Source organism: Bradyrhizobium sp. Arg237L (genome assembly GCF_029990105.1).
In the GTDB taxonomy this organism is placed as follows: domain Bacteria; phylum Pseudomonadota; class Alphaproteobacteria; order Rhizobiales; family Xanthobacteraceae; genus Bradyrhizobium.
Genome location: NZ_JAQMIL010000023.1, coordinates 46006 through 62480, shown reverse-complemented (window position 1 = coordinate 62480; position 16475 = coordinate 46006). Strand labels below are relative to the sequence as shown.

General features: G+C 63.9%; 13 protein-coding genes. 3 read left to right on the top strand and 10 right to left on the bottom strand.

Features of this window, described 5'->3' with window-relative positions:
• Positions 1-17: 17 nt before the first annotated feature.
• The 4 genes from OZ411_RS16345 to OZ411_RS16330 all read right to left on the bottom strand — a co-directional run bounded on the left by OZ411_RS16345 (position 18) and on the right by OZ411_RS16330 (position 3554).
• The gene (locus OZ411_RS16345) at positions 18-419 is read right to left on the bottom strand and encodes an organic hydroperoxide resistance protein (RefSeq protein ID WP_130579677.1); all 402 of its coding nucleotides are present in this window, start codon (positions 417-419) and stop codon (positions 18-20) included.
• Between the two features lie 15 nt (positions 420-434).
• The gene (locus OZ411_RS16340) at positions 435-1313 is read right to left on the bottom strand and encodes a F0F1 ATP synthase subunit gamma (RefSeq protein WP_282528789.1); all 879 of its coding nucleotides are present in this window, start codon (positions 1311-1313) and stop codon (positions 435-437) included.
• Positions 1314-1464: 151 nt separating this feature from the next.
• Complete coding sequence (gene atpA / locus OZ411_RS16335) at positions 1465-2994, bottom strand: F0F1 ATP synthase subunit alpha (RefSeq protein ID WP_130579676.1); 1530 nt, start codon at positions 2992-2994, stop codon at positions 1465-1467.
• Positions 2994-3554, bottom strand: a complete 561-nt coding sequence (locus tag OZ411_RS16330) for a F0F1 ATP synthase subunit delta (protein WP_282528788.1) — start codon at positions 3552-3554, stop codon at positions 2994-2996. Before OZ411_RS16330 ends, atpA begins: the two co-directional genes overlap by 1 nt.
• A gap of 620 nt (positions 3555-4174) precedes the next feature.
• Here OZ411_RS16330 and OZ411_RS16325 point away from each other — a divergent pair.
• Positions 4175-4684, top strand: coding sequence for a septal ring lytic transglycosylase RlpA family protein (locus tag OZ411_RS16325; RefSeq protein ID WP_282528787.1), 510 nt, complete (start codon positions 4175-4177; stop codon positions 4682-4684).
• 270 nt (positions 4685-4954) lie between these two features.
• Here the strand turns inward: OZ411_RS16325 and OZ411_RS16320 are convergent, their stop codons facing one another.
• Positions 4955-7162: a primosomal protein N' gene (locus tag OZ411_RS16320; protein ID WP_282528786.1), complete on the bottom strand. Its 2208-nt coding sequence runs from the start codon at positions 7160-7162 to the stop codon at positions 4955-4957.
• 160 nt (positions 7163-7322) lie between these two features.
• On the opposite strand from OZ411_RS16320, the gene OZ411_RS16315 reads away from it, so the two are divergent.
• Together OZ411_RS16315 and OZ411_RS16310 are read left to right on the top strand one after the other, a co-directional pair.
• Entirely contained in the window at positions 7323-8294 is a 972-nt protein-coding gene (locus tag OZ411_RS16315) for a tyrosine recombinase XerC (protein ID WP_282528785.1), read from the top strand.
• Between the two features lie 144 nt (positions 8295-8438).
• Positions 8439-9029 (top strand): DUF4337 domain-containing protein, encoded by a 591-nt coding sequence (locus OZ411_RS16310; protein WP_130579672.1) that lies wholly within the window; start codon positions 8439-8441, stop codon positions 9027-9029.
• Positions 9030-9122: 93 nt separating this feature from the next.
• On the opposite strand, the gene OZ411_RS16305 is transcribed toward OZ411_RS16310, so the two are convergent.
• The 5 genes from OZ411_RS16305 to OZ411_RS16285 form a co-directional block, all read right to left on the bottom strand.
• Positions 9123-9653: a hypothetical protein gene (locus OZ411_RS16305; protein WP_130579671.1), complete on the bottom strand. Its 531-nt coding sequence runs from the start codon at positions 9651-9653 to the stop codon at positions 9123-9125.
• A 74-nt stretch (positions 9654-9727) separates the two neighbouring features.
• Positions 9728-11128 (bottom strand): dihydrolipoyl dehydrogenase, encoded by a 1401-nt coding sequence (gene lpdA, locus OZ411_RS16300; RefSeq protein ID WP_130579670.1) that lies wholly within the window; start codon positions 11126-11128, stop codon positions 9728-9730.
• 35 nt (positions 11129-11163) lie between these two features.
• Entirely contained in the window at positions 11164-11910 is a 747-nt protein-coding gene (locus tag OZ411_RS16295) for an SDR family oxidoreductase (protein ID WP_282528822.1), read from the bottom strand.
• Positions 11911-11981: 71 nt separating this feature from the next.
• On the bottom strand, positions 11982-13244 hold the full coding sequence (gene odhB, locus OZ411_RS16290) for a 2-oxoglutarate dehydrogenase complex dihydrolipoyllysine-residue succinyltransferase (RefSeq protein ID WP_282528784.1): 1263 nt from the start codon (positions 13242-13244) through the stop codon (positions 11982-11984).
• Positions 13245-13418: 174 nt separating this feature from the next.
• Positions 13419-16376: a 2-oxoglutarate dehydrogenase E1 component gene (locus tag OZ411_RS16285; RefSeq protein WP_282528783.1), complete on the bottom strand. Its 2958-nt coding sequence runs from the start codon at positions 16374-16376 to the stop codon at positions 13419-13421.
• Positions 16377-16475: the final 99 nt, after the last annotated feature.

Here is a 16475-nt window from a genome sequence, read left to right as displayed (position 1 = left end):
CTCCTTCGATCCGAATTTCAGACCACGGTCAGCTTGACCGGGATATTACCTTTGGTGGCCTTCGAATACGGGCACACCGTGTGAGCTTCCTCGACCAGCGCCTGGACCTTGGCCTTGTCCGCGCCTGGGATTGAAACCTTGAGTTCGACGGCGAGCGAAAAGCCGCCATCGGTCTTGAGCGTCACGTCGGCGGTGACCTTTGCCGCCTGGCCGTCGACGCCATGGTTCTTGGCGACCACGAGGATGGCCTGGCCAAAGCAGGCCGAATAGCCCAGCGCAAAAAGCTGCTCGGGATTGTGGCCGTCGCCGGCGCCGCCCAATTCCTTCGGCAGTGCCATTGCGAGCGCCAGCCCGCCATTGTCGAGCATGGAGCGGCCGTTGCGTCCGCCCTTGGTGGTAGCCGATGTGACGTAAGCCATTTCGCGCTCCCTTGGTTAGACCGCCTCGGCGCCGGAAATGATTTCGATCAGTTCCTTGGTGATCATCGCCTGACGGGTTCGGTTGTAGACCAGCGTCTGCTTGCGGATCATTTCACCGGCGTTGCGGGTCGCGTTGTCCATCGCGCTCATCTGCGCGCCGTAGAACGAGGCGTTGTTTTCCAGGAGTGCGCGGAAGACCTGCACCGCGAGGTTGCGCGGCAACAGGTTGGCGAGGATCTCGTCCTCTTCCGGCTCGTATTCGTAAGCGGTCGCAGCGCCGCCGTTTCCGGCCGGCGTTTCCACCACCAGCGGAATGACCTGCTGCGCGGTCGGGACTTGCGCGATCACCGACTTGAACTGCGAATAGAACAGCGTGCAGACGTCGAATTCGCTGGCATCGAAGCGCGCCAGTACTTTCTTGGCGATGTCCTCGGCATTGACGAAGCCGAGCTGCCGCACCGCGCGCAGGTCGATATGCTCGACGATCTGCCGTTCGAACAGGCGGCGAAGCTGCTCATAGCCCTTGCGGCCGACGCAGAAGAATTTGACTTCCTTGCCCTGACCGAGCAGCGACAGCGCGTGCTCGCGCGCCAACCGCACGATCGCGGAGTTGAACGCGCCGCAAAGGCCACGTTCGCCGGTGCAGACCAGGAGCAGATGCACCTGGTCCCTGCCCGTCCCGGCGAGCAGCGCCGGCGCGCCGGGCGAGCCTGCGGCGGCGCTGGCGATATTGCCGATCACGGCGCCCATCTTGTCTGCATAGGGCCGAGCGGCCTCGGCAGCGGTCTGCGCGCGGCGCAGCTTTGACGCCGCCACCATCTGCATGGCCTTGGTGATCTTCTGCGTCGCCTTGGTCGAGGCGATGCGGACCCGCATGTCTTTCAGTGACGCCATTCTTCGTCCACCCCGGCGATCCGATCGGGCGATCCGACCGCTAGCCTATCCCATTGTTCTGCCCGGCGCCTGCGCCGGGCATCCGCTTCTCGTCAGCCGAGAGCCACAGGCGCGAAGACCAGCTTCGCACCTTGTCCGGCCGCGACGACGTTTAGGCAAACGTCTTGGCGAAACCTTCGACCACGTTCTTCAGCTTGGCGGCAACGTCGTCATTGAGGTCGCGGCTATCGCGGATCGCGTCGAGGATGTCGGCATTCTTGCCGCGCAGCAGCGACAGCAGGCCATCCTCGAAGGCGCGCACCTTGTTGAGCGGCAGCGGATCGAGATAGCCGTTGGTGCCGGCCCAGATCACGCAGACCTGCTCTTCCATCTTCAGTGGCGAGAACTGCGGCTGCTTCAACAGTTCGGTCAGGCGCGAGCCGCGGTTGAGCAGGCGCTGGGTCGAGGCGTCGAGGTCGGAGCCGAACTGCGCGAACGCCGCCATTTCACGGTACTGCGCGAGCTCGCCCTTGATCTTGCCGGCGACTTTCTTCATCGCCTTGGTCTGCGCCGACGATCCGACGCGCGACACCGACAGACCGACGTTTACCGCGGGGCGGATGCCCTGGAAGAACAGGTCGGTTTCCAGGAAGATCTGGCCGTCGGTAATCGAGATCACGTTGGTCGGGATGTAGGCCGACACGTCGTTGGCCTGGGTTTCGATCACCGGCAGGGCGGTCAGCGAGCCCAAACCATGCTCCTTGTTGAGCTTGGCGGCGCGCTCGAGCAGGCGGGAGTGCAGATAGAACACGTCGCCCGGATAGGCTTCGCGGCCCGGCGGGCGGCGCAGCAGCAGCGACATCTGGCGATAAGCGACGGCCTGCTTCGACAGATCGTCATAGATGATGACCGCGTGCATGCCGTTGTCGCGGAAATATTCGCCCATCGTGCAACCGGTGAACGGCGCGATGTACTGCATCGGCGCCGGGTCCGATGCGGTGGCGGCAACCACAATGGAGTATTCCAGCGCGCCCTGCTCTTCGAGCACCTTCACGAACTGCGCGACGGTGGAACGCTTCTGGCCGACCGCGACGTAGACGCAATACAGCTTAATGCTCTCGTCCGGCTGGGCGTTGAGCGGCTTCTGATTGAGGATGGTATCGAGCGCGATCGCGGTCTTGCCGGTCTGGCGGTCGCCGATGATCAGCTCACGCTGGCCGCGGCCGATCGGGATCAGCGCATCGATCGCCTTCAGACCGGTCGCCATCGGCTCGTTCACCGACTTGCGCGGAATGATGCCCGGCGCCTTCACGTCGACGCGCATGCGCTTGTCAGCCTGGATCGGACCCTTGCCATCGATCGGGTTGCCGAGCGCATCGACGACGCGGCCGAGCAGGCCCTTGCCGACCGGCGTGTCGACGATGGCGCGGGTGCGCTTGACGGTCTGGCCTTCCTTGATCTCGCGGTCGGCGCCGAAGATCACGATGCCGACGTTGTCGTTTTCGAGGTTGAGCGCCATGCCGCGGGTGCCGTTCTCGAACTCGACCATTTCACCGGCCTGGACGTTGTCCAGCCCGTAGACGCGGGCGATACCGTCACCGACCGACAGCACCTGGCCGACTTCGGTGACCTCGGCCTCCTGGCCGAAATTCTTGATCTGGTCCTTGAGGATCGCGGAAATTTCCGCGGCGCGGATGTCCATCAGCCTGCCTCTTTCATCGCGTGCTTGATCGAATTGAGTTTGGTGCGAAGCGAACTATCCACCATGCGGCTACCGACCTTGACCACAAGGCCGCCGATGATGGAGGGATCGATCTTCACGTTGAGCGCGACGTCCTTGCCCGTCACCGACTTCAGTGCGGTCTTCAGCGCGTCGAGATTCTTGTCATTGAGCGCTTCCGCGACGGTGACCTCGGCGGTCGCCTCGCCCTTGAAGTTCGCCACCAGCGCGTTGTAGGCGCGGATCACGTCCGCGACCGCAAACAAGCGGCGATTGGAGGTGAGCACTTTCAGGAACTTGGCAGTGATGCCGGAAATGCCGGCCTTGTCGAGCACCGCGGAGAGCGCCTTCAATTGCGCTTCGGCGGAAAACACCGGGCTGCGGACGAGGCGCTTCAGATCGGCGCTCTCATTCAGAAGGGCATTGAATTTATCGAGATCGGACTTCACGGCATCGACGGACTTTTCGTCGCGAGCCAGATCAAACAGGGCCGTTGCGTAACGACCGGCAACTCCCGAAACGGACGGATCTTCAGCAGCCACAGACGCGCTCTTTTTTGCTGTCAAATTCGCAAGGGAAAAACCGTCGCCGCTGCAGCGGCGCCTAGCGATCCAAGCCCTTGGAATTCAAGCGGGACTTCGATTTTCGACCGACACGCGGAGTGCCGGGATCGTTAAAATCGCGGCTTTGCTAGCATGGCAGGCGCGCAGGTGCAACATGACGTCACATGTAGGTGATGCCTTGTCGCACGGCCGCAACGAAGCGCCGCGAGGACCTTGCCGAGCAAAATTCTGCGCGCAGGAATTTTAGCCGCCAGGCAGGGAGGCCGCCGATCGTTCCGTTGGCAATCGCATGCCAGGCCAGAGTTCCTGCAACGGAACAAAACCGCCGCTTGCTCTCCATTTCGTGATTACTTGCGGAAACCTTTCCTAGACGTGAATCAACAGTATTCGTAAGTATTCATTTGGTTAAAATTTGGTTAAGGCCGAAGATTAGCGGAAGCTGTCCGACAGAGCCCCTGCAGTAACAAGATATTTCAGTCTGATACATTCCGAATTTACTGCCCAATTCATGCCTCATTGCGAAATCACACGGCCTTCGTCAACGAAGGGACGGGGGTTCCATTTGCCACTTATGTGGCAATACTGTTTGAGGGTCTTGAATGCTGAAATACAAGAAGTCGGCTCGGGGCAACGCAACCCGGTCGTCGCGCGCGGCGCTGGCTGTCGTCGCTGCAACTTTCCTGGTTGGTGGCAGCATCACCGAAGCGTCGGCTAAATCCCGGCACCACCATCATCGCCATCACCACCATCATCACCAGGCCCGCGCCGTAACCGACGGTGCGTCCTCGCGCGATGCCAATGCGGCGTTCACGCCCAGCACCGGCGGCCGCAGCTTCTCGGGCGTAGCGTCCTTCTACGGCAACGAATCCGGCAGCCGCACCGCCTCCGGTCAGCGCTTCAACCAGAACGCCATGACCGCAGCCCATCGCAGCCTGCCGTTCGGCACCAAGCTGCGCGTGACCCATGGCGGCCGCAGCGTGATCGTCACCATCAATGATCGTGGCCCGTTCATCCGCGGCCGCGTGCTCGATCTCTCCACGGGCGCCGCCCGTGCCATCGGCCTGACTGGTTCCGGCGTCGGCCGTGTCACCGCCGAGGTCGTCTCTTAAAGGCGTCCTTCAGGCGCCGTTTCCGACCAGTTTCGGTAAGCGTTGCGTAGAGTACGGTCGCGGAACTTTCCGCGCACCGATGAGGGCCTGCCGTCAGAAGTGACGGCAGGCTTTTTCACGCGCCCTCCCCCGTCATTGCGAGCCAACGGGTCGCGCGAATGCGCGCCCGATGACAGGCTCCGCGAAGCAATCCATCTCGCCGCTTGTGGAGACATGGATTGCTTCGCCGCTTCGCGTCTCGCAATGACGGCTGAGGCTCCGGGACAAGCTTTACAAGAAGCTCTGCGGATCGACGTCGACCTCGAGCTTGAGGTTCCCCGTGGTCTTCGGCCCGGCCGCCAGCCATTCGCGCAGGTACTGGGACAGATCGACCGAGCGCAGCGACTTCACCAGCAGGCGGAATCGATAGCGACCCTTGATCACCGCAAGCGGCGCCTCCGCCGGGCCGAGCACCTGGATGCGTTCGTCGAGCGGCGCGACCGAGGCCAGCTTGCGCCCAAAGCCTTCCGCCGTGGGCCGGTCGCCCGCCGAGATAATCAGGCTCGCCAGTCGCCCGAACGGCGGATAGCCGGTGCGTTCGCGCGATTCGATCTCGCTGGCGTAGAACGCTTCGCGGTCATTGGCGACCAGCGCCTTCATCACGGGATGTTCGGGCTGATGGGTCTGCAGATACCCGACGCCGCGGCCCTGGTCGCGGCCGGCGCGCCCGATCACCTGGTTGAGGAGCTGGAACGTGCGCTCGGCCGCGCGCGGATCGCCATTGCCGAGGCCCAGATCGGCATCGACGACGCCGACCAGGTTGAGGCGCGGGAAATTGTGGCCTTTCGCCACAAGCTGGGTGCCGATGATGATGTCGACGCGACCTTCGGCGATCTCGTTGAGCTCGCTGCGCATGGTCTCGATCGAGGTGATGAGGTCGCTGGAGAGCACCATGGTGCGCGCGCCGGGAAACAGCGCCGCGGCCTCTTCCTGCAGCCGCTCAACCCCCGGACCGACCGCCACCAGCGATTCTTCCGCCGCGCAATGCGGGCAGATGTTCGGGCGCGGCATCGAGAAGCCGCAGTGGTGGCAGACCAGGCGCTGGCGGAAACGGTGATCGACCAGCCAAGCGTCGCAGATGGTGCAGGCAAAACGGTGTCCGCAGGCGCGGCACAGCGTCAGCGGCGCATAGCCGCGGCGATTGAGGAACAATAGCGCCTGCTCGCGCCGTTCCACCGCGTAACGAATCTGCTCGGCGAGCCGCGGCGAGATGAAGCGGCCACGCGCCGGCGGCTCGCGCCGCAGGTCGATGGCCTCGATCTGCGGCATGTGCTGGCCGCCGAAGCGCGAGGGCAGTGCAATGCGCTGATAACGCCCCTTGCGCGCATTGACCTCGCTCTCGATCGACGGCGTGGCGGAGGCGAGCACGATCGGGATCTTGGCGATATGCGCGCGCACGACGGCCATGTCACGGGCATGGTAATGCGCGCCGTCGTCCTGCTTGTAGGCTTGGTCGTGCTCCTCATCGACGATGATGAGCCCGAGATCGGCATAGGGCAGGAACAGCGCCGAGCGCGCGCCGACCACCACCGGCGCCTCTCCGCCCGAGATCGCTGCCCAATTGCGGGCGCGGGTGCGCGGCGAGAGCTCGGAATGCCATTCCAGCGGACGCACGCCGAAGCGCTGCGCGAAGCGATCGAGGAACTGGCCGGTCAGCGCGATCTCCGGCATCAGGATCAGCGACTGCCTGTTACGGCGGATATTTTCGGCGATCGCCTCGAAATAGACCTCGGTCTTGCCCGATCCAGTGACGCCATCGAGCAGGGCCACATGAAAACTGCCGCTCGCCGCCAGCGTCCGCATCGCGTCGGCGGCGGCGCGTTGCTGGTGTGAGAAGTCCGGCTGCGCGTAATCCGGATCGGGCATGGGCGGCGCTGGTGGGGGCGGCATCGGCTCGACCGTCAAGGTGCCCTCATCGACGAGGCCATCGATGACGCCACTGCTCACGCCGGCTTCCCTCGCCGCCTCCGACTTGCCATGCAGCAGGCGGTCCGCGAGCACGTCGATCACCCGCCGCCGTGCCGGCGTCATTCGCCGCGGCGGCTCTCCGACCAGCCGCACGCCCAGACGCATCCGCTCAGGGCCGAGATTTTCGCCCATGCGCAGCGTCATCCGCAGCACCATGCCGCGCGCGGACAGCGTGTAATTGGCAACCCAATCGACGAGCGCGCGCAGCTCCGGTTTCAGCGGCGGCAGGTCGAGCTTCTCGCTGACATCCTTTAGCCGGTTGTGCAGCCGCGGATCGGGCTTTGCATTTTCCGCCCACACTACCGCCATCACCTCGCGCGCACCGAGCGGCACGGCGACGACATCGCCGGCCTTCAGATCCATGCCGCGCGGCACGCGATAGGAATAGGTCTGGTCCAGCGCGACCGGGACCAGCACATCGACCATGGAGGTCGGCGTGATAGAGGAAGCGTGGCTGCGCGCAGTATCCATTCAGGGAATCAAGAGTTCCGATTGCTCGACTTGGAGGTAGACTTGGAGGTTAGAGCGGCCGGCGCAAGTTAGCGAACGGTAAACGAAAGCGATGCGATATAATGGCTTAAACCATCGCCTCCAAGACAGGTCCGTCAAGACAGGTCCATAAGACAGGTCCATGGCCAAAGCGCTTCCCGCCGTTCCCTTGATCGAACTCGACTGCGCCGACGAAACCGTCACGCAAGAGATGGCGCACTGGCTATCGCATCTGCGTGCCGAACGGCGATTGTCGCCGAAAACACTGGAGGCCTATGCTCGCGATGTCCGCCAATGCCTCGCCTTTCTCGCCCAGCACTGGGGCACGCAGGTGACGCTGCAGGGTTTTGCGGCGCTGGAAGCCACCGACATCAGGGCGTTCATGGCGATGCGCCGCGCCGACGATATCGCCGGGCGTTCGCTGATGCGCGCCTTGGCGGGCCTGCGCTCGTTCGGCCGGTTCCTCGAGCGCGAAGGCAAAGGCAAGGTCGGCGCCCTCTCCGCGATTCGCGCGCCCAAGGTTGCAAAGAGCCTGCCGAAGCCCATCCACGTGGCAGCGGCAAAACGCTTTGCCGATGCCGACGAGCGCGCCGGCGAGGCCCGGGAGACCTGGGTGCTGGTGCGCGACGCCGCCGTGATGGCGCTGCTCTATGGCTCGGGCCTGCGCATCTCCGAGGCGCTCGGCTTGAAACGTCGCGACGTGCCGAAGCCCGGCGAAGGCGACGTGCTGGTCGTGACCGGCAAGGGCAACAAGACCCGCATGGTGCCGGTGCTGCAAAACGTGTTGCAGCTCATTGCCGACTACGCGGCGATCTGCCCGCATCCGCTGCCGCCCACCGGCCCGATGTTCGTCGGCGCCCGCGGCGGCCCCTTGAGCCCGCGCATCATCCAGCTCGCCATGGAGCGGCTGCGCGGCGCGCTCGGCCTGCCCGACAGCGCCACTCCGCACGCGCTACGGCATTCGTTCGCGACCCACCTGCTCAGCCGCGGCGGCGATTTGCGGGCGATCCAGGAATTGCTCGGCCACGCCTCGCTCTCGACGACGCAAATCTATACCGGCATCGATTCGGAGCGGCTGCTCGAGGTCTATCGCTCCGCGCATCCGCGGGGCTAATTCCGCTTCTGTCTTGACGCGTTTTCCTCATGCGAGGGGCGATGCCGTGTTCATCTGACACGCTCGCGTCACATCCGCTTGGCACTTGCGTAAGCGATGTCGTTTCGGCAATCGTGACGGCGGGTCATATCGGAGAGGGGAATCATGAGCGCACATGAGAGTATGGAGCATGCCGAGCACGCCGAGCATGCTTCCGGCGAGAACAAGAAGATCGCGCTGTTGATTGCCGTGATCGCGCTGTTCCTGGCGCTCTCGGAGACGCTGGGCAAGGGGGCGCAGACCGAATCGATCAGCAAGAACGTCGAGGCGTCGAACCTGTGGGCGTTCTTCCAGGCCAAGAGCATCCGCCGCACCGCAGTGCAGGCGGCCGCCGAGCAGGCCAAGCTCACCCTTGCCACCACAACAGACGATGCCGTCAGGGCGACCATTCAGAAGCAGATCGAGGACTGGCAGAAGACGGCGGCCCGCTATCGCTCGGAGCCCGAGACTGGCGAAGGCACCGAGCAGCTCGCCGAACGCGCCAAACATGCCGAGCATCAGCGCGACGAGGCGACGGCAAAATACCACCACTTCGAGATCGCCTCCGCCGCCTTCCAGATCGCGATCGTGCTGGCATCGGCGACCATCATCACCGGCATCCTCGCGCTGGCCTGGATTTCAGGCCTACTGACGCTCGCGGGCATCGTCATCACCGCGCTGGGCCTGTATTCGCCGCATCTGCTGCATCTGCATTGAGTCGATCAATGCGTCGATACGCGGGTCCATAGGATTGTCATGCCCCGCGAAAGCGGGGCATCCAGTAAGCCGCGGCGATGACGGCAGAGAGAATCACCGCGCTTGGTGCACGCTCCTGCGAAAGCGCGCGATCAGCCGGAACGTTCGCGCCGACCAGCCGTTGCCGTCGCCGCGCAGGATCTCAAGGATACGCTGCTTGATCGGATCGACCAGCGCGGCCGCTTTCGCCCGCATCCTCAGCACGAAATCATAGAGCGCCTCGAACCAGGGCATCTCCAGAAGCTTCGGCCGGGTCACGTCGAAGATGAAAGCGGTGACGCCAACGCCGAGAAACTTTGCGAACAGGATGGTGCCGATCGCGCTCATCCAGTGCTCATGGGCGAGCAGCCAAAGGCCGACCAGCTTCAGCGGAAACAGCGGGATCACCGGCACGATGAACACGATCAGCGTCATCGCCGGCGACAGCGAATCGACCCGATCGGCAAGCCACTGCTTGAACGCGCGCAGCGGGATCATCGCCACCACGCGCGCGACGATCGGCTCGAGATGGTCCCAAAGCCACGCCTCGATCAGGAAGATGATCGCGAGCAGGACCCAGAAAGGCTGAAGCAGGCGGCGCAGCATCTGTTGTCTCGACCCCGGCCAGATTTTACCTTTGAGCATAATCCTATACGGATCCTGCCCAGGCCCGGCGTCGATCACATATGGATGGCCCGCTTGCCGACCGCAAGCGCGGCTTCCTTGATCGCCTCGGAGCGGGTCGGATGGGCGTGGCAGGTGCGCGCCAGATCCTCGGCGGAGCCGCCGAATTCCATGAGAACCGCGGCTTCATGGATCATTTCGCCGGCTTCGCGGCCGATGATGTGCACGCCAAGCACCCGATCGGTCTTCGCATCTGCGAGAATCTTGACGAATCCCTCCGTGGTCTGGTTGACCTTGGAGCGGCCGTTGGCGGTGAACGGGAATTTGCCGACGGTATAGGCAATGCCGGCCTGCTTGAGCTCTTCCTCGGCCTTGCCGACCGAAGAGACTTCCGGCGTGGTATACACGACGGCTGGGATAACGTCGTAATTCACATGGCCGGCCTGGCCCGCGATGATCTCGGCAACCGCCACGCCTTCATCTTCCGCCTTGTGGGCCAGCATCGGCCCGGCAACGACGTCGCCGATCGCATAGATGCCTTTCACGGTGGTCGCGAAATGCGGGTCGATCTGGACGCGCCCGCGATTGTCGAGCGCAACGCCCGCTTCCTTCAGGCCGAGACCTTCGGTGTAAGGCACGCGGCCGATCGAGACCAGCACCACGTCGGCTTCGATCGTTTCCGAAGGCCCGCCCGCGGCGGGCTCGACCTTGGCCAACAGCGTCTTGCCTGAGGTATCCACGGCGGTCACCTTGGTGCCGAGCTTGAACGCAAAGCCCTGCTTCTCGAGGATGCGCTGGAACTGCTTGGCGATCTCGCCATCCATACCGGGCAGGATGCGGTCGAGGAATTCGACCACCATTACCTCCGCGCCGAGGCGCTTCCACACCGAGCCGAGTTCGAGCCCGATCACGCCGGCGCCGATGATCAAGAGCCGCTCCGGCACTTTCTCCAGCGACAGCGCACCGGTCGACGACACGATGCGCTTCTCGTCGATCTCGATGCCCTTCAGCCGCGCGATATCGGAACCGGTGGCAATGACGATGTTCTTGGTCTCGACCGTCTGCGCCTTGCCATCAGCGGAAACCTCGACCTTGCCCGCGCCAAGGATTTTCCCGCTCCCCTTCAGCACGTCGATCTTGTTCTTCTTCATCAGGAAGTCGACGCCCCTGACATTGCCATCGATGCCCTGCTGCTTGAAGTTCATCATCGAGGGCAGGTCGAGTTTCGGCGCCGCTACGCTGACGCCCATCTTGGCGAAGGAATGCGCGGCTTCCTCGAACATCTCGGACGCGTGCAACAGCGCTTTCGACGGCATGCAGCCGACATTGAGACAGGTGCCACCGAGCGTCGCGTTCTTCTCGACGACTGCGACCTTCATGCCAAGTTGCGCCGCGCGCACCGCGCAGACATATCCACCGGGGCCGGTGCCGATGACGACGAGATCATAAGAGGCCATATCAAAGATCCTGCTGCTGAAGTTCGTGACAGGTATTAGCGGCCGCCTGAGACATCAAGGATGGCGCTTGTCACATATGAAGCCTCGTCCGACATCAGCCAGACGATGGCGTTGGCGATTTCCTCTGCGGTGCCGACGCGCTTCATCGGCACCATGTGGGCGAGGCGATGGGCGCGATCGGGTTCACCGCCGGAGGCGTGGATATCGGTATCGATCAGCCCCGGCCTGATCGCGGCGACGCGAATGCCCTCGGCCGCGACTTCATAGCCTAGGCCGATGGTGAAGGAATCCACCGCGCCTTTCGACGCGGCATAGTCGACATAGGTGTTGGGCGAGCCGAGCTTGGCCGCGACCGACGACAGGTTGACGATGACGCCGCCCTTGCCGCCGTTGCGCGTCGACATCCGCTTCACCGCCTCGCGGGCGCACAGAATGCTGCCGGTGACGTTGACTGCCATCATGCGCTGGATGCGCTCGGCTGACATATCCTCGACCCGCATCGACGGCCCGACGATGCCGGCATTGTTGACCAGCGCGCCCACCGTGCCGAATTCATCGGCCGCCTTGAACAGCGCGAGGATGTCCGCTTCGCTGCCGACATCGCATTTCACCGCGATCGCCTTGCCGTTGCTGGCCTCGATCGCGGAGACGACTTCGTTGGCAGACGCTTGGTTGCTGGCATAGCCCACAACCACACGAAAGCCTCGGGCCGCCGCGGCGATGGCGGCGGCCCGGCCGATGCCGCGGCTGCCGCCGGTGATGACAACGACATTATCCGTCACATTCGCCCCTAAACGTTCACGCAACACCGTCTCGGCGGCCGAACGAGTTCAGCCGCCGTGCGAAAGCAAGATCAGAGATCCAGCACCAGCCGCGCCGGGTCTTCCAGGCTTTCCTTGACGCGCACCAGAAAGGTCACCGCTTCCTTGCCGTCGATGACGCGGTGATCGTAGGACAGCGCCAGATACATCATCGGGCGGATCTCGATCTTGCCGCCGACCACCACCGGGCGCTCCTGGATCTTGTGCATGCCGAGGATGCCGGACTGCGGCGCATTCAGGATCGGTGTCGACATCAGCGAGCCATAGATGCCGCCATTAGTGATGGTGAAGGTGCCGCCCTGCATCTCCTCGATCTTGAGCTGACCATCGCGGGCCCTGCGGCCGTAATCGGCGATCGATTTCTCGATCTCCGCGATCGACTTCGTGTCGCAGTCACGCACCACGGGCACGACCAGGCCCTTGTCGGTGCCGACGGCGATGCCGACGTGGTAGTAGTTCTTGTAGATCAGGTCGGTGCCATCGATCTCGGCGTTCGCCGCCGGGATCTCCTTCAAGCCCTGGACGCAGGCTTTGGTGAAGAAGCCCATGAAACCAAGCTTGACGCCGTGCTTCTTCTCGAACGCGTCCTTATACTGAGCGCGCATTGCCATGACGTGGCTCATGTCGACCTCGTTGAAGGTCGTCAGCATCGCCGCCGTGTTCTGCACATCCTTCAGCCGCCGCGCGATGGTCTGGCGCAGCCGCGTCATCTTCACGCGCTCTTCGCGCGCGGCATCATCCGCCGGTGACGGCGCACGCACCTGCACGGAAGCCGCCGGCTGAAAGACCGGCGTCGGCGCGGAAGCCGCCCGCTCGATCGCCGCCAGCATGTCGCCCTTGGTCACGCGGCCATCCTTGCCGGAGCCCGGCACGGTGGAGGCATCGATCCCGCTTTCAACCGAGAGCTTGCGCACCGACGGCGCCAGCGGCGTATCGGCGGGCAGTGCCTTCGGTGCTGATGGCGCAGGAGCAGGTGCGGCGGCAGCCGGGGGAGGCGGCGGTGCAGCCGCTGGCTTGGCCGGCGCCGGTGCAGCGGCCGGCTTGGCGACAGCACCTGCGGCGCCATCATTGATCTGGCCGAGCAGCGCGCCGACCGCGACGGTCTCGCCGTCCTTGGCGATGATCTCGCCGAGCGTGCCGGCGGAAGGCGCCGGCACCTCGATCGTGACCTTGTCGGTCTCGAGCTCGACCAAGGGTTCATCGACGGCAACGGCATCGCCGGCCTTCTTGAACCAGCGGCCGATGGTGGCCTCGGTCACGGATTCGCCTAGCGTCGGAACGCGGATTTCAGTCATGGTCTCGTTTCCTTAAAACAACCTGTGCGGTCATAAACTCTAGCTGTCATCCTCCGCCTTGTGCGCCATGGCGCACCGGGGCGGAGGAGCCGGTAGCCCGCGGCGGCTGCAATCAAGCAGCGGCGGCGCCGACTACTGGATGCCCCGCTTTCGCGGGGCACGACGGATTGAATGTTAGTTCAACGCCTCGTCCAGGAACGCCTTGAGCTGCGCAAGATGCTTCGACATCAAGCCCGTGGCGGTCGCCGCGGCGGCCGCGCGGCCGGCGTAGCGCGGACGCCTGTTCGGCGCGTGGATCTGGTTCAGCACCCACTCGAGATAAGGCTCGATGAAGTGCCAGGCACCCATGTTGCGCGGCTCTTCCTGGCACCACACCACCTCGGCGCCCTTGAAGCGGCCAAGCTCCTGCACCAGCGCCTTCAGCGGCACCGGATAGAGCTGCTCGATCCGCAGCAGATAGATGTCGTCGATGCCACGCTTCTCGCGCTCTTCGTAGAGGTCGTAATAGACCTTGCCCGAGCACAGGATGACGCGGCGGATCTTGGCATCCGGCTGCAGCTTGATCTTCTCGTCAGCCTGCATCTGGGCGTCGTCGTAGAGGATGCGGTGGAAGGTCGTACCCTTGGCCAGCTCCTCGAGCCGCGAGACGGCGCGCTTGTGCCGCAGCAGCGACTTAGGCGTCATCATGATCAGCGGCTTGCGGATCTCGCGGTGCAACTGCCGCCGCAGCACATGGAAATGGTTGGCCGGCGTGGTCGGGTAGACCACCTGCATGTTGTCCTCGGCGCACATCTGCAGATAGCGCTCGAGACGGGCCGAGGAATGTTCCGGTCCCTGGCCTTCATAACCATGCGGCAGCATACAGACGAGGCCGGACATGCGCAGCCATTTGCGCTCACCCGACGAGATGAACTGGTCGAACACCACCTGGGCGCCGTTGGCGAAATCGCCGAACTGCGCTTCCCAGACCGCCAGCGCATTCGGCTCGGCGAGCGAATAGCCGTATTCGAAGCCGAGCACCGCTTCTTCCGACAACAGCGAGTTGATGACCTCGTAGTGGCCCTGGTCGACGCCGAGATGGTTGAACGGCGTGTAGCGGCTCTCATCCTCCTGGTCGATCAAGACCGAGTGGCGCTGCGAGAAGGTGCCGCGCTCCGAATCCTGGCCGGACAGGCGAACGTGATGGCCTTCCTCCAGCAGCGAGCAGAACGCCAGCGCCTCGCCGGTCGCCCAGTCGATGCCGACACCGCTGTCGATTGCTTTCGCACGGTTATCGAGGAAGCGCTGGATGGTCCGGTGGACGCGGAAACCATCCGGCACCTTGGTGATCTTGCGGCCGATGTCCTTGAGCACGGCGACGTCGACGCCGGTGACGCCGCGGCGCGCATCCTCTTCCTGGTCCGCGATCTTGAAGCCGGCCCATTTGCCGTCGAGCCAGTCGGCCTTGTTCGGCTTATAGCTGGCACCGGCCTCGAACTCGGCATCGAGCCGGGCGCGCCAGTCGGCCTTGGCCTTCTCGACCTCGCCCTCGGTGACGACTCCTTCGGCGATCAGCCGCTTGGCATAGATTTCCAGCGTAGACGGATGCGAAGCGATCTTCTTGTACATCACCGGCTGGGTGAAAGCCGGCTCGTCGCCCTCGTTGTGGCCATGCCTGCGGTAGCAGAACATGTCGATGACCACAGGCTTGTGGAACTTCTGGCGGAACTCGATCGCGACCTTGGCCGCGAACACCACCGCTTCCGGATCGTCGCCGTTCACATGGAAGATCGGCGCATCGATCATCTTCGCCACGTCGGACGGATAGGGCGAGGAGCGCGAGTAGCGCGGATAGGTGGTGAAGCCGATCTGGTTATTGACGATGAAGTGCAGCGAGCCGCCGGTGCGATAACCCTTCAGGTCGGACAGGCTGAAGCATTCCGCCACCACGCCCTGTCCGGCGAACGCCGCGTCGCCATGCATCAAGAGCGGCAGCACCGAAATGCGCATGTCCGGCGGATCGCCATGCTGGTCCTGCTTGGCGCGTACCTTGCCGAGCACCACGGGGTCGACGATCTCGAGATGCGAGGGGTTTGCGGTCAGCGACAGATGGATGCTGTTGCCGTCGAACTCGCGGTCGGACGATGCGCCCAGATGATACTTGACGTCACCGGAGCCTTCGACCGCGTCCGGATTGGCCGAACCGCCTTTGAATTCGTGGAACAGCGCGCGGTGCGGCTTGCCCATCACCTGGGTCAGCACGTTGAGGCGGCCGCGATGCGGCATGCCCACGACAATCTCCTTCACCCCGAGATTGCCGCCGCGCTTGATGATCTGCTCCAGCGCCGGGATCAGCGACTCGCCGCCATCGAGGCCGAAGCGCTTGGTGCCGGTGAATTTGACATCGCAGAACTTCTCGAAGCCTTCGGTCTCGATCAGCTTGTTCAGGATCGCACGGCGCCCCTCAGGGGTGAAGCTGATCTCCTTGTCCGGACCCTCGATGCGCTCCTGGATCCATGCCTTCTGCGCAGCATTGGAGATATGCATGAACTCGACGCCGAGCGTCTGGCAGTAGGTGCGCTCGCAGATCGCGACGATCTCGCGCAAGTTGCCGTATTCGAGCCCGAGCACGTGATCGAGGAAGATCTTGCGGTCGAAATCGGCTTCCGTGAACCCGTAGGTGCGCGGATCGAGCTCTTCGCGGTCGCGCGGCGCCTCGATGCCGAGCGGATCGAGCTTGGCGTGGAAATGGCCGCGCATGCGGTAGGCGCGGATCAGCATCAATGCCCGCACCGAATCGCGCGTCGCCTGGTTGACGTCGGCGGCCGAGAGCTCGGCGCCCTTGGCCTGCGCCTTGGCGGCGATCTTATTGCCGACGGCCTTCTCGACCTGTGCCCAGTTGCCGTCCAGCGCCGAGGTCAGGTCGTCGCGCGGCGTCGCCGGCCAGTTGGGACGGCTCCAGGACGGGCCTTCCGCGTTCTTCTGGACGTCCGCGGGGGTGTCCTTCAGGCTCTTGAAGAAATCCTGCCAGTCCGTATCGACCGATGCCGGGTCCTGCTCGTAGCGGGCGTAGAGATCGTCGATGTAGGTGGCGTTGGTACCCTGCAAAAAGGAGGAAAGGGCAAAAGCGGCGTTCGCGTCCTGGCGAGACATGATAGCGTCCTGGTGATTTTCGGTTCGCGCGCAAGTGACGGCGCAAGCAGCCGGCCTGGAAGGCCGGCTGGCTGAGATAGGATGGTTTACCCTATTTAA